Genomic DNA, 14310 nt, shown 5'->3' with positions numbered 1-14310 from the left:
CTCTCCCTCTGGGCGGTCCGACGTTTCGGGAGGGCTAGGATGAGGGGCTTTTGATTGTGCTTTCGGGGATTACGCGGCGAGCCTAAATTTTTTTCTTCGGCTTCGTTTCTTCGACAGGCTCATTGCGCGTGGACGCGTGGGTGTTTCCAGGGCGGGTCCGCGTCAGCGTCAGATCCGCTCTTTGGCATGTCGATCAGGAGCGAGCGTGATAATTTCCAGACAGTTAACCGGACTGACTTTGGCCGGCGTGGTTTTTGGCTTGAGTGGTTCGGCCCATGCGTTCAGCCCGGCCACGGACGTCAGCGCCGATATTCGCCGCACTGCTTTTGGCGTGCCGCATATCCGCGCGCAAGACGAGCGCGGGCTGGGTTTTGGCATTGGCTATGCCTATGCCCAGGACAATCTGTGCCTGCTGGCCAACGAGATCGTGACGGTCAATGGCCAGCGTTCCCGTTACTTCGGTCCGGATCAGTTCACCGTCGAGCAACGCGAAAACCGCGTCAGCGACGTGTTTTTTACCTGGCTCAATACGCCTGAAGCAGTCAAGGCTTTCTGGCAGGCGCAACCTGCGCAGGTGCGTGATCTGGTTGAGGGCTACGCCGCCGGCTACAACCGTTATCTGGCCGAGCGCCGTCCGCAAGGCTTGCCGCAACAGTGTCAGGGTGAGTGGGTGCGAGAGATTGCACCGGAAGATCTGGTGAAGCTGACCCGCCGTCTGTTGGTCGAGGGCGGTGTCGGCCAGTTCGCCGAGGCCCTGGTCGGTGCTACACCGCCGCATGCGAGCGCCGCAATCGAACAAAACGTGCAGGCCTATCAGTTGGCTGACGCACGTCAGCAGCGCTTCGCCCTGGACCGTGGCAGTAACGCTGTCGCAGTGGGCAGTGAACGCTCGGTCAATGGCCGCGGGATGTTGCTGGCTAACCCGCACTTTCCTTGGGTCGGCGGCATGCGCTTCTATCAGATGCACCTGACCATTCCCGGCAAACTCGACGTCATGGGCGCAGCATTGCCGGGCCTGCCGATGATCAATATCGGTTTCAATCAGCACCTGGCCTGGACGCACACGGTCGATTCGTCGAAACACTTCACCTTGTATCGTTTGCAACTCGATCCGAAGGATTCCACACGCTATCTGCTCGATGGCAAATCCCTGCCGTTGAACAAGCAGACCGTCACCGTGCAGGTGAAACAGGCCGACGGGCAGGTGGTTCCGGTCTCGCGTGATGTCTACAGCTCGCAATTCGGGCCGATTGTGCAATGGCCGGGCAAGCTCGACTGGGACAATCAGTTCGCTTATAGCCTGCGCGACGCCAACCTCGACAATGATCGGGTGTTGAACCAGTGGTACACGATGAATCAGGCGAAGACGCTGCAAGAACTGCAGGATTCGGTGCACAAGATTCAGGGGATTCCGTGGGTCAACACCCTGGCCGTCGATGACAAAGGCCAGACGCTGTACATGAACCTGTCGGTGGTGCCGAACGTCAACGCCGAGAAACTGGCCAAGTGCAGCGACCCGCGTATCGGCACACAAATGATCGTGCTGGACGGCTCCAACAGTGCCTGCGCGTGGGACATCGACCCGCAAGCGGCGCAGAAAGGCATTTATGCCTCCAGCCAACTGCCGCAACTGCTGCGCAAGGACTTTGTCCAGCACTCCAATGACTCGGCATGGCTGGCCAACCCGGCGCAGCCGCTCACCGGTTTCTCGCCGTTGATCAGTCAGGATGGCCAGCCGCTGGGCTTGCGCGCCCGGTTTGCTCTGGAGCGTTTGAGCACACTGAGCAAGAAAGGGCCGTTGGCGGTGAAGGATCTGCAGCAAATGGTGATGGACGACCAGGTGTATCTGGCAACGCAGGTGGTGCCGGATCTGTTGAAGTTCTGTGCCGCTGACCTCGGCGCCGACGCTCAGGCTCTCAAACCGGTTTGCGTCAGCCTCAAGGCCTGGGATGGCCGCGCCAATCTTGATTCGGGCGTGGGCCTGGTGCACTTCCAGAACATCATGCAGGCATTGCAGGCTTCGCCGGATGTCTGGCGCGTGGCGTTCGATCCCAAGGATGCGCAACACACTCCGCGTGGCCTGGCAGTCGAGCAGCCAGCGGTGGCCAAGGCGTTGCGTGCGGCCATGTTGGCGTCGGTCGAATCGAGTACAAAAATGGGCCTCACGCCGCAAACCCGCTGGGGTGATATCCAGGTGGTCAGCAGTGGCGGGCAACAGACGCCGATTCACGGCGGGCCGGCTGTTCTCGGGATCTACAACGCCATCCAGAGCGTGTCCCGTGAGGACGGCAAACTCGAAGTGGTCAGTGGCACCAGCTACCTGCAAGTCGTGACCTTTGACGACAAAGGCCCGCACGCCCAAGGGCTACTGGCGTTCTCGCTGTCCAGCGATCCGGCATCGAAGTATTCGCGGGATCAGACCGAGGCATTCTCGAAGAAGCAGTGGAGTGTGCTGCCGTTCACCGAGCAGCAGATTCAGGCTGATCCGCAGTATCAGCTGCAGACTGTTCGCGCGACGTTGGACAAGGTGGGGAAAGTCGCCGCTCAATAAGTACAAGCGTTCATTGCATCGAGCCTGAAGGCCGCATCCTGCAAGGGGTGCGGCCTTCAGCTTTTTGGCGGCTGTTGCGGTATCGAGTTGATCACCGGGTTACCTTCCTTGTTACGGCTCAGGTAGACCGGCAGCACCTTGGGCAGGCTGTTGGCGAGGTTGTTCAGCTCTTTGATGTTGTAGATGCCACCCACGCGAATCGAACCGGTGCTGTTATCAGCCAGTTCGAGTGGATTGCTCAGATAACGGTTGATCAGTGGCAGTGCTTCGCTCAACGCCAGGTTATCCAGCACCAGTTTGCCATTGCGCCACGCCAGTGACGTGTCGCTGGCGTAGGTCTGGCTGATCTGTGGCATGTAGTCGCCTTGTTTGTAACGTGCCTGCATCGACGGGCCAAGGCGCAAGCCATCGCCCGGTAATGAACGATTGCTGGTGACCAGCACCGAACCTTCGATCAGGTTCACGCGCACTTGATCCTGATACATCCAGACGTTGAACCGTGTTCCCGTGACTCGAATCTTGCCTTCGCCTGCGCGGACGACAAACGGGTGGGACATGTCGTGACTGACCGTAAAGAACGCTTCACCTTTTTTCAGGGTGACCCGGCGTTCGTCCTTGTAATTGCTGAAGGTCAGGTCGGTGTTCAGGTTCAGTTCGATCTGGCTGCCATCACTCAGCGTGACCTGCCGGACATTATCGCTGGCGGCGAAATGTTCATAGCTGTCGGGCAGCCAGCCCAGGTTCCAGCCAGTGTAAGCGGCCAGTGGTAGAGCGAGTGCACAGACACCGGCGGCAACAGCGAATTGACGCCATGCGCGCGAAGGTCGAGGCGCTGGCACGAATGACGCCGATTCCGGGCGAGGCAAGTGTTCAGCCACTTCCCAGATTTCCAGCATGGCTTCATATTCGAAGGCATGCAGTGGATGTGCGTCGTGCCATTGCTTGAATGCGAGACGTTCTCCGTCTGTGCAGTCGGCGGCGTGCACACGCATGCACCAATGCGCGGCGGCATCAGTGATCGCATCGTATTCGGCTTCCGAGAGGGTGTCTTGGGTCATTGACTCGTCCTGATTTCGCACATTCTAACCTTGTCGGCAAGTTGCCGAGAACATCCGTCATGGCATTTACCCATCAAAGTGGAACTTATTTTTCGCTCCGGCACCCAAAAAGCAGGACGCTAATGAACACTATTCACAAATGGAGTGAAAAAATGATCAAAAAGACAATCGCAGCGTTGATTGCCACCGCCAGTTTGCTCAGCGCTGGCGCAGCGTTGGCCGATCGGCCGGGCGCTGGCTGGATCACCATCGAAAAAGCCATCGAGATCGTCAAGACCAAGGCCGGTTATGTCGAGGTCTATGAGATCGAGGCCGACAACAACGGCTACTGGAAAGGCGAGGGGCGCAAAGCTGATGGCGTTGTCTACGAGTTCCGTATCGACGGGGCGTCGGGCAATGTGTTGCGTGATCAGAAGGATTAACCAACCCGAATGCAACGTGTGAAGATGCGCCGGCTTCTAGCCGGCGTATTTTTTTGTTCCAGTCGTCAAGGCGAAGCAGATGAGGATCCTGTCTGACTTGAAGTTGGCGCCGGTAAAGGTATGGGGACCGGAAGCGGGTCCAGTTCCCGGCCCATTTCGCTGATGAGCAACGCGATCGAGTCGGCGTTGGCCAGCATCACATCAACGCGTGCTTCATCAGAAACCGCACTGCGAAAGGCTTTACGTGCATCTGCGAGGTTTTGGGTTTTTGTCAGACTGAGAATTTTTTTGTACTCATTGGCGCGCTCCGGCAACTGATCCAGACCCACCCACACACCCTTCGTACTCTTCTCTGCGAACAACTGCGAAAATGGGGTGGAGCGGGAAAAGGACTTACGCAGCCGATCAATATCAGCTTTGAGACGTAGTCCGTTTGCGGTTGATGTATCGATAAGTTGGGGAAATGGCCCCATCGCCTCTACGGATTCGAAATCGTCGCTGTCGCAGACTAAATGCGAAAGTTCATGGATCAGCGTGATCGCGCGAGCATGAGAGTCAATATTGAACCTGGGCGGCAGAAAAGCGGTGTAGGCATGCAGCCCCGGATTAAAAAAGAGTTCGGTGAAGTGGACGACCTTTCGTTTGTCTTCCTTGAAAACAAATGCAACCGTATCGTCGCCATACCGCGCATTCAGGCCCGCGAAAAAGCGTTCCGTATAGAGCAAGTCATCTTTTGGATCAGTTAACTCACGGCAAAGGGGAATGATCACCTGTTCGATTTTTCTGAGTAGCCTGGGTGTGATTTGCGAAACTTCGAAAAAGTGTTTGAGTAATGTTTCAACTCGAGTGCCACCCAGGTTGTCGCGATTTATGACGAAGTTGTGCAGGCAATTCAGCGCATAGTCTCTCGCCCGACCGACAGCTTGCTGAATCACGAAGGCTCTGGCGGGATAGCGGCGGTTGATTTGTGCCATCCCTTTGGCCTGGATGTGCATCATTATTGAGCGGCTGCGCTCGATGTCGGTTTGCACGCTGTTGCGTTGTTTTGACCGGCAACGACGAGCCGACTTGTCGGCGCCGGCAATTACAAGTCTCGAGTTCTTCTGTTCAAGCGCCGGCCCTTGCCCGCCGTCCTTTACCTGCAAATACCAGGTTTTTTCAGACTGGATCACCGGATAGACCTTGCCGGCAATCGCCGCATATTTTTGTGCCGTCGACGAATCCCTATAAACAAGTTTATTGTCCTCAAGCTTCAGCTTCTCGAGAGCGGTGGTGGTTTCAAAGCGTTGCAGATTAATGCGAGAGGCCGTAACGGGTGCGACTTTTGCCCAGCGAGAGGCGGCTTTTACCGTTGTCGTCGCGCCGCTTGCGACAGCCGTCGATCCAGGCGCCTGCGTTTCAGTGGCAAATTCGGCTGTTTCCTCTTCCACTTCTGTTTCCCAGGATAAACGACCCAGACTGAACAGGGAGATCGCTCCTGCAATGAAGCTTTTCAGGGCGTTCGCCCAATGGTGCTCCTGCAGGTCTTCGGCAGACTCTTTGAAGTCCTTGTAACTCTTCCAGAGAAAAAACAAAGAAGCGAGTTTCCCCGGCAACAGATGGGGGACCAGACGGACACCGTGGCTGAATAGAAACTTCGCCGCTTCCCAGTCGGATTGCGCATTGATCTGCGGCTGGCAACTGAGCAACTGCGGCAACAGGCTGAGCGTGTCCTTGTGCAATCGCTCCAGTAGATTGCCGTTAATGGCAGTGCTTTGCAGCTTGATTTCAGTCGGTTTGCCGATCGTTGTTTTCAATAGATTCCTGAAGCCTGCCTGTTGCCCTGAGGGCAAACGTCGAATGATCAGATCCTGGAAGTGCCCCGGTGTATTCAACGCATCAATCAACTGCGCTTCATTATCGAATTCGCGAAAAACGTATTTGGAGTAAGGCGCGTAGAGCACCCGTGGACCTGTTTGTCCTGCACCCGGCCCGATCACATAAAGTCCGAGGGCCTCGACAAAAGCGGCGCCCGTGGTTTTGTTCAATAACAGCGGGCAGACAATGGCGTGGGCGTCCTTGACTGTGGCACGCGCCACCCCGTCCGGCATGTCCAGAACCTGGCAAATGTAGTCGTAGCCGCTTTCTGACAGCTGTTGCTGCAACTTCAGCGAGTGCGCGTGCTGCATCAACTGCCAGGGCAATTGACGTAAAAAGCGCGCTTTGCTGGTGCGTGCCGAGGCACTGTCAGCTGACAGCGCTTGCGTCACTTTCTGCGTGTAGGTGGTGGTGATATCGAGGGATTGCAGCAGTTGCTGCACGGCAGTCTGATTGAGGTGCTTCGGTAACGCGGTGGCTGTGTTCGAGGCAACCTTGAACCCGGTGCCCTGCACGATGTTGTAGTGATGCAAGGCAAAATCGAGAAGATTGCACGCAGGGCCGGCCAGCGTCAGATTCGGTGTGATCTGGATCTCCTGGGGTTTGAGTCCATTGTTCGGGAATCTGGCGTCGAGCAGGGTCTTCAGCGTCTGCTCGACATAGGTAGCTAAGGCAGGGACGCCTTCGAGAAAATCCTTGCCATCGATAAAGCTGCGCCGCAGTTCATCCAGCAGGGCGAGTTGCGTGTGTTGTTCGGTGACCGGGGCCATGCGTAACCAGTCTGGATAGTCGAGCCGGCGGACGATGGCCCGCGCGAGTTCAATGGCCCGGCGCAAGTTGCTATCGATGACGGTGTTTTTCATCTGACTCAGGAAGTTAGCGAGTGTGTCCTTGTCCTTGATGCAAACGCGTAATAGCTCGCAATGGTCGAGGAAATGTTCAATGGCCGACTGCATGCGATCGTTCAACACATCGCCTTCAATCAGCTGGAAGGTACCCAGAGTGTATGGCTGATCGAGTTGGCGTTGCTTCGGTGGCAGGTTTTCCAGCAGCGTCTGATTCTGGTTGTTGTCGTCGAGCCGTCGTTGCATTTGCTTTTGCGCAATGGCGATGTCGTCGAACGATTCCAGGCCCATGGCTGGGGTCCACAGGATGGCCCGCCCGGAATGCTTGACATCCATGCCTCCGCGTTCGGTCAGGAGTACGCAGTGGGCGAGCGACATCACTTCACTTTGGCCCGTGCGGGTGAGGGTGAGCGACCATGCATCCGGCCGGAAGCCATTGAGGGACTGGCGATCCATGCGTGTTGCGTGTTTTGCGTTGAACACGGTTTCGACTAGTGTTCGCTCGGCCGTCAGCCAGGACCCGCTGAGGTTTCTCATCTGTGCCTCTCCACGCACGCCGTCCTCGAAAGCCTGCGCCAGTTTCCATCGAATATCTTCGAGAAAGGCGCGTTGTTCAGTGCTGCTCGTGGTCGGCTGATTTTTAAAGTGGCTGGTGAGATTATCCAGGGTGCGTTCCAGCTTTGTCGCCAATTGCCCAGCCTTGTCGGCCTGCACGAGTGAGGAGGGTGGTGCGCTGGAAAACAGCGGGCGGGTGCTCCAGCGTTCGTTGACGTCAAGCTTGAGCAGACGCTCGTGAATCAGTGCGCGGACATCCAGCGCCTTGTCGAAAAGCGCATGGATGTCAGTCGTGCGCTCGCTTTGGCGAAAGAGTTGCAAGACGTATTCAACGTTCTGGCGCTGTTTGGTGAGGATTGCCTCAAACAGCGTCGCAATGATCTCGCCGCCGATGTTTTCACCGGACACCTGGGCGTTGGTGAAACCAAGATAGCGATTGCGCTCCTCCATACTCATGAGGCCGTACAGCTCGTCCTCATGTCCGGCGGTATTGAGTTTGGCGGTCAACGTCTGTTTCAGATCGGCGTAGTCGGTGAGAACCTGAAAGCCTTGCGTGGGGGTGTAGAGATAGGCCTTGTCATGGTTGATCATCAGCGAGCCGGCCAACTCGACATAGGTGCTCTCCTCGCGCAAGCACACGGTTTCGAAGGTGGGTCGCTGGAAAGCGACATTCGGTTCCCGAATCAAGCAGTGCAATGCGTCGAACTCAGCGGCAGAGAGGATTTCCGTTTCGCGCTTGATCATCAAATCCGCACGCACCTGATCCTGCAGTGTCTGGCTGAAGAATGCGCGTCTGGGCGAGCCCTCGAATGAGGCGGCATTCCAGTAGGCCTCGAGTTGCCGAAACAACAGCATGGTCAGTTTTCCCGCCGCGGATTTGATCGCTTCTGCCCACGCGATCTGGTCAGCAGGCCGGGTTGCGCGGGCGGGATGGGAAAATTCAGCTGTCTGACCACGCGGCCAGCCATGACGGCGGAAGTACAGCAGTAGCGCTTCACTCAGCGATAGCGAATCGACCCATTGCCTGACATCCCCGGAGAGTGGGGCGGTGTCAGCGAAAAAACTGACCCGGGTGCGCGACTGCTGCAAACCGGCAAAGTGAGGTTCGAGCAGTTCATCGAGAATCTTTTCCAGCAGGGTGGTCAGCGAAGGCAGGCGTTTGAGTTCATCCAGCTGGTCGCGCCCGCAGGTTTCCTGAGATTGGCTGATCGCGGCTTGTTGATCGTCAAATACATCGCCTTCGATCGTTTCACGGGTCAGGGTAAAACTGCGTTTCTCCACCAATTCCTTGCGCAGCGACACGGTGAGAAAGGCAAGCAGATCATCCTTTTCGTCAGCGTTGTCGAGGCGCGCTTGCAAGGCTTCGGTCAGCACCTTGTGATCGCTGTATTTTTTCAGGCCATCGTAGGGGGTATAGAGAAACACGCCCTTGTCATCCGGCCCGGCGCTGAGAATAAAACTGCCGGCCAGCGGCACAGCCAATTGCTTGTCGGCGTTTAACAGAATGCGTTCGGCCAGCATCGGCGGGGTTTGTTCGCTGCGCAGCGCATGGGTTGCCAGTTGCACATGAGCGAGCCAAGAGAAATCTTTGCTGTTCAGACCGTGGGCCAGACGAAAGCCCTCATGCAGGCCTGGGGATTTAAGAATGTCGGGGAACAATAAAGGTGCAGTGGGGCTAGACATCGCTGAGCTCTGAATGCAGGCGCCTTGGGCGGGGGCTCAAGAATAGGTACGCAGTTCAGCGCGCAGGCGGTACATAGTTACCGCACGCGCCGAGCTGAAATGTGCGGAAGGGCGTCAATCACTCCCGAATGATCGAAGGGTTGACAGCCGACAGCTCCGCCGTGGTTAATCGACGAGCAAGTCGTCCGTACGCTGTTGTTCCCTCCAATAATCATTCTGGAGCTTCAGATGTCTGCGCCACACGATCATGTGTCCTCTGCTGTCGCGTCCTCGTTATCTCTCGAAGCGCTGACGCAACTGCTTGAAACGATTTTCCTGCGCCACGGCACCTCCGCCGACGTCGCGCAAGTGCTGGCCGCCAACTGCGCCGGGGCCGAGCGCGACGGCGCTCACAGCCATGGCGTGTTTCGCATTCCCGGTTATGTCTCGACGTTGGCCAGCGGCTGGGTCAACGGGCACGCGGTGCCGCACGTCGAAGATGTCGCCTCGGGATTTGTCCGTGTCGATGCCGGCAACGGTTTCGCCCAACCGGCACTGGCTGCCGCCCGGCCGCTGCTGGTGGAGAAGGCGCGAAACGCCGGGATTGCCGTGTTGGCGATTCGCAACTCTCACCACTTCGCCGCACTGTGGCCGGATGTCGAACCTTTCGCCGATGAAGGTCTGGTGGCGCTCAGTGTGGTCAACAGCATGACCTGCGTGGTGCCCCATGGCGCCGACCGGCCACTGTTCGGCACCAACCCGATTGCGTTCGCCGCGCCACGGGCCGGCGCCGCGCCGATTGTCTTCGACCTGGCCACCAGCGCGATCGCCCATGGCGACGTGCAGATCGCTGCGCGCAAAGGTGAGCGGCTGCCGGCCGGGATGGGCGTGGACAGCCTCGGTCAGCCGACTCAGGATCCCAAGGCGATTCTTGAGGGCGGGGCGTTGTTGCCGTTCGGTGGTCATAAGGGTTCGGCGCTGTCGATGATGGTCGAGTTGCTGGCCGCAGCGTTGACCGGGGGGAATTTTTCCTTCGAGTTCGACTGGTCCAATCATCCCGGGGCGAAAACGCCGTGGACCGGGCAGTTGCTGATTGTCATCGACCCGAGCAAAGCCGCCGGGCAGGGTTTTGCCGAACGCAGTGGCGAACTGGTGCGCCAGATGCACAGTGTCGGGCTCAAGCGTTTGCCGGGGGATCGTCGGCATTGGCAACGCAGTAAGTCGTTGGCTGAGGGCATTGTGCTGGACGCGCAGACGCTGGCGCAGTTGCGCGAACTGGCGGGGGTGTGAGCAAAGAGCAAAGGCCCCTCACCCTAGCCCTCTCCCGGGGGGAGAGGGGACTGAACGAGGTGAATGGGCGAGGTACGCCGACGTGGAATACCGAGCTGAATTCAGGATCTGAACAGAAAAAAACCGGCAGGCATAAAAAAGGCGAACCCAGTGGGTTCGCCTTTTTCGTGCGCGTTTGACTCAGCGACGGCCGAGCAGCAAGCCGACCACCAGGCCGAAACCGGCGGAGATCGCCACGGTCTGCCACGGGTGGCCGCCGATGTAGCTTTCGGTGGCATCGACCGCTGGTTTGGTGCGATCACGCACGCTCGACACGGAATCCAGCGCCTGTTGCAGTTTCAGGGCGATTTGTCCGCGCAGCGTTTCCGCTTCTTCGCCGACCAGTGAGGCGCTGCTCTTGAGCAGTTTGTCGGACTCTTGAATCAGAGCCTGAAGTTCGCTGAAGGCCTGATCCTTGATTTGGTCTTCGGCGGCTTGCACGGCGGATTTGCGGGCCATTGGGTGACTCCTTGCAGTTGAATGGACAGTGATCAATGGAGTGTGGCGCTTGCTGAAAAGTTGCACTGAATTTAGGTCAGAAATAAAAACCTGCGCGGGAGATTTCCGTCGAGCGTGTAAGATGTCGCCATTTTACGCAGCAGGATAATTCCCCATGAGTTTCAATCTGGCCGACAAATCCCTTGCAGAGCGCGCTGCGCTGGAAGACGAGAAATCCCGTCTGTTCGAACTCTGGCAGAACAATCTGGGCAAAGCCAAAGGCGAAGCCGCGCGTTTGTTCGGCGAGCGCGGCAAGCGCAAAGGCAAATGGGCCGAGTGGGTCCGCGCGGAACTGGACGGCATGTCGCCGCCGGAGTTCGCCAACATGGTACGCAGTGAAGTCAATCGCCTGATGGCCGCCAACAAGTAACGCTTCAACTGAACGTCGTGGCAATCGCTTCACGCACTTTGACCACCACCGGATCGATCTGCGTGCTGGTGCGCCAGCCCAGTTCGATCGGATAACGCGGCAACTTCAGCGGGCAGGGCAGCAGCGCCAGACCGCTGAGTGCGGCGATGCTCTCGGCGGCATGCGTCGGAATCGTCGCCACCGCCCGGCTGCCCTTGAGCAGATACGGCAGCGCGGCGAAATGTGTGGTCGAGGCGCACACTCGCCGGCTCAGTCCCAGCGCCGCCAACCCCTCATCGGTAATCCCGATAAACCCGCCGGACGACACCAGAATGTGCTCGCGGGCAACGAACGCCTCAAGATCAATCTGTTGCTGACCAGGCGCAAGGCTCGCCGGATCGACCAGACAGGCATATCCACCTTCGCCCAACACCTGACGGCTGAGCAAGCGCTCGGCAAAGCCACCGGCAGTAATCGCCAGATCGATGCTGCGTTCCATCAGCGCGCGGGCGACGATCTGACTATGAGTCTGTCGAAAGATCACCCGCAGCTTCGGTGCGATGCGGGCGATTTCTTCGATCAGGCGGCGACCGTAGGCGATCTCGAAGTCATCCGACAGCCCTACGGTAACCGAGCGACCCTCGTATTGATTGGCCGCCGGGTCGACCATCGCCAGACTTTGTCGGCATTTGTTCAGCGCGTCGCTGACCACCGGTTTCAATTGATTGGCTTTGAGCGTCGGGGCCAGCCCACGCCCGGTGCGCACGAACAATTGATCGCCGTAAACCTCACGCAACCGGCGCAACGCCGCGCTGACGGCCGATTGCGTGACGCCCAGACGCAACGCCGCGCGGCTGGCGCTGGATTCTTCATGCAAGGCTTCAAAGACTTTCAGCAGATTGAGGTCGACCGTGGCGATATTCATTTGGCTCATATCATTAAGCAGCAATTGGGGCTTTATTCATGATCGCGTGGCGCCGCAGAATCGGCAACCACTGAACCTGAAGGAGTCCCCGTAATGGCCAAATCGATTGTTGCCGCGCTGCAAATCGGCGCATTGCCCGACGGCAAAGCTGCCACTCTGGAACAGATTTTGAGTTGGGAAGGCGCGATCAGCGAATCCGGCGCGGCGCTGGTAGTGATGCCGGAAGCGCTGCTGGGCGGTTATCCGAAAGGCGAGGGTTTCGGCACACAATTGGGTTATCGCCTGCCTGAGGGGCGTGAAGCCTACGCCCGTTATTTTGCCAATGCGATCGATGTGCCGGGGGCCGAGACGCAAGCGCTGGCCGGTCTGTCGGCGCGGACCGGGGCCAATCTGGTGATCGGCGTGATTGAACGCTCTGGCAGCACGCTGTATTGCACCGCGCTGTATTTCGACCCGCAGGACGGCCTCGTCGGCAAACACCGCAAACTGATGCCAACCGGCACCGAACGGTTGATCTGGGGCAAGGGCGACGGCTCGACTTTGCCGGTGTTCGACACCCAGGTGGGCAAGCTCGGCGCCGTGGTGTGCTGGGAAAACATGATGCCGCTGCTGCGCACGGCGATGTACGCCAAAGGCATTGACGTGTGGTGTGCACCGACCGTGGACGAGCGTGAAATGTGGCAGGTCAGCATGCGTCACATCGCCCATGAAGGCCGCTGCTTTGTGGTCAGTGCGTGCCAGGTGCAGGCATCGCCTCAGGCGTTGGGTGTCGACATTGCCAACTGGCCGGCGGATCGACCGTTGATTGCCGGCGGCAGCGTGATTGTCGGACCGATGGGCGACGTGCTGGCGGGGCCGTTGCGCGGTGAGGCGGGCTTGCTCACGGCTGAAATCGACACCGATGAACTGGTGCGTGCGCGCTATGACTACGATGTGGTCGGCCACTATGCGCGGCCGGATGTGTTTGAGCTGTCAGTAGATGAACGCGCCAAACCCGGGGTGCGCTTCCACACCTAACCCACTGCCTTGGTAACCCCTGTAGGAGCTGCCGAAGGCTGCGATCTTTTGATCTTGATCTTGATCTTGATCTTAAAAAACAAAAGCAAAAGATCGCAGCCTTCGGCAGCTCCTACAATGGATCGGTGGTGTGTCTTGGAAATCAGTGGCGTTGCTGCCATTCTTCGCGGGTGATCTCCCAGAGCTCCCGAGGGAAACGCCCAGCGACGAAATCGTCTTCATCGGTCCGAATCAAACGCATTCCCGCGCGCTCCGAGATTCTGCGTGAGCCGATGTTCGGCGCCGCTTTCGGCACGCGCATCAGCGGGCGTTGCAGAGCGTTGAACCAGTAATCGGTCACCACCGCACAGGCTTCAGTCATCAAGCCCTGACCTTGCCACGCCGGCGCCAGCCAGAAGCCGCGATGGTTGTCCGCCTGATCCATCAGGCTGATATTGCCGATCAACTGTTCGGGTGCGGCCTTGAGGCGAATCGTCCAATGCCACTCCTTGCCTGCCGCCACCGCTGGCAAGGCAATGTCGCGCAGATAGGCGAGGGCACCGTCCTCCGGATACGGCCATGGCACGGCCGCGTTCAGATAACGCACCACGTCCCAATGCGGAAATTCGCGCTGCACGGCTTCGGCATCGGCCAGTTGCAATGGGCGCAGGATCAGTCGTTCGGTGTACAGCGTCGGTATGTCTTCCATAAAGCTGCAGCCTCCATGCGTGTCTTTCAGGAACGAAGCAGGCTAGCGCATTTTTACCAGGTAGCGGCAGTGGCCTTGGGCAGGCTGAGCTTGCCGCTGTCGACAAAGCGCATGGTGCCAAACAGACCGCCGGCAAGCTTGCCGCGCAGCACATAGGGCAGGTTATCGAGGGATTGCGTCTGGCTCAGGCCAAGAGTCTGGCGCAGCACCGAGAACGCCGAGATGCTGACGGGGACTGTGACGATGGTTTCGGAAAAACGCGGGATCGAACCGCTCTGATCGCTCACGCCGGAGGCCAGCGAATGGCCGTTGACCTCCAGATCCAGCGCAATGCCGTTGTAGTCGATGGCCGTCTCATTGGGGTTCTGTACGCGAATCTTGATGGCGAAACGCACTTCCAGATCCTGGCTCGGCAACGGTTCGAGGCCGACCACGTTGATGTTCACCGGATCACGGTTGGGGAAAAGCGCACAGGCGCTGATGGACAGCAGAAGCAGTGACAGCATGACGGCTTGGAAACGGCGCATAAACGGTCTCTCAACAAAAAAGGGCTG

The 14310-nt window shown here is 58.4% G+C and carries 11 protein-coding genes; 5 read left to right on the top strand and 6 right to left on the bottom strand.

Translation table 11 applies throughout. From position 1 onward, the window contains the following. Positions 1-205: 205 nt before the first annotated feature. Positions 206-2551 carry a bifunctional acylase PvdQ gene (gene pvdQ / locus AC3IUF_RS15930; protein WP_489278570.1) on the top strand — a complete coding sequence of 782 codons (2346 nt, stop codon included), beginning with the start codon at positions 206-208 and terminating at the stop codon, positions 2549-2551. 56 nt (positions 2552-2607) lie between these two features. Here pvdQ and AC3IUF_RS15925 read toward each other — a convergent pair whose 3' ends face one another. Further along, positions 2608-3609, bottom strand: coding sequence for a FecR family protein (locus AC3IUF_RS15925; protein WP_489278568.1), 1002 nt, complete (start codon positions 3607-3609; stop codon positions 2608-2610). 152 nt (positions 3610-3761) lie between these two features. On the opposite strand from AC3IUF_RS15925, the gene AC3IUF_RS15920 reads away from it, so the two are divergent. Next, a complete protein-coding gene (locus AC3IUF_RS15920; RefSeq protein WP_042705002.1) occupies positions 3762-4031 on the top strand; it encodes a PepSY domain-containing protein in 270 nt (89 codons plus the stop codon). Between the two features lie 65 nt (positions 4032-4096). Here the strand turns inward: AC3IUF_RS15920 and AC3IUF_RS15915 are convergent, their stop codons facing one another. Further along, on the bottom strand, positions 4097-8971 hold the full coding sequence (locus AC3IUF_RS15915) for a dermonecrotic toxin domain-containing protein (protein ID WP_489278567.1): 4875 nt from the start codon (positions 8969-8971) through the stop codon (positions 4097-4099). Between the two features lie 228 nt (positions 8972-9199). On the opposite strand from AC3IUF_RS15915, the gene AC3IUF_RS15910 reads away from it, so the two are divergent. Then, positions 9200-10240, top strand: a complete 1041-nt coding sequence (locus AC3IUF_RS15910) for an Ldh family oxidoreductase (RefSeq protein WP_123375364.1) — start codon at positions 9200-9202, stop codon at positions 10238-10240. 180 nt (positions 10241-10420) lie between these two features. Here AC3IUF_RS15910 and AC3IUF_RS15905 read toward each other — a convergent pair whose 3' ends face one another. Continuing rightward, positions 10421-10738: an ElaB/YgaM/YqjD family protein gene (locus AC3IUF_RS15905; protein WP_007917413.1), complete on the bottom strand. Its 318-nt coding sequence runs from the start codon at positions 10736-10738 to the stop codon at positions 10421-10423. 154 nt (positions 10739-10892) lie between these two features. On the opposite strand from AC3IUF_RS15905, the gene AC3IUF_RS15900 reads away from it, so the two are divergent. Then, complete coding sequence (locus AC3IUF_RS15900) at positions 10893-11147, top strand: hypothetical protein (protein ID WP_007917411.1); 255 nt, start codon at positions 10893-10895, stop codon at positions 11145-11147. 4 nt (positions 11148-11151) lie between these two features. Here the strand turns inward: AC3IUF_RS15900 and AC3IUF_RS15895 are convergent, their stop codons facing one another. Beyond that, positions 11152-12060, bottom strand: coding sequence for a LysR family transcriptional regulator (locus AC3IUF_RS15895; protein WP_007917410.1), 909 nt, complete (start codon positions 12058-12060; stop codon positions 11152-11154). 84 nt (positions 12061-12144) lie between these two features. Here AC3IUF_RS15895 and AC3IUF_RS15890 point away from each other — a divergent pair, with 84 nt between their 5' ends. Then, the gene (locus tag AC3IUF_RS15890; protein WP_489278565.1) at positions 12145-13068 is read left to right on the top strand and encodes a carbon-nitrogen hydrolase family protein; all 924 of its coding nucleotides are present in this window, start codon (positions 12145-12147) and stop codon (positions 13066-13068) included. 142 nt (positions 13069-13210) lie between these two features. Here AC3IUF_RS15890 and AC3IUF_RS15885 read toward each other — a convergent pair whose 3' ends face one another. Together AC3IUF_RS15885 and AC3IUF_RS15880 are read right to left on the bottom strand one after the other, a co-directional pair. After that, positions 13211-13756 (bottom strand): GNAT family N-acetyltransferase, encoded by a 546-nt coding sequence (locus AC3IUF_RS15885; protein ID WP_447785582.1) that lies wholly within the window; start codon positions 13754-13756, stop codon positions 13211-13213. A 53-nt stretch (positions 13757-13809) separates the two neighbouring features. Continuing rightward, positions 13810-14283 carry an LEA/WHy family protein gene (locus AC3IUF_RS15880; RefSeq protein ID WP_489278562.1) on the bottom strand — a complete coding sequence of 158 codons (474 nt, stop codon included), beginning with the start codon at positions 14281-14283 and terminating at the stop codon, positions 13810-13812. Positions 14284-14310: the final 27 nt, after the last annotated feature.

The sequence above is a fragment of the Pseudomonas sp. KH_040 genome, assembly GCF_057839305.1.
This window is presented reverse-complemented; position numbering and strand designations above follow the sequence as displayed.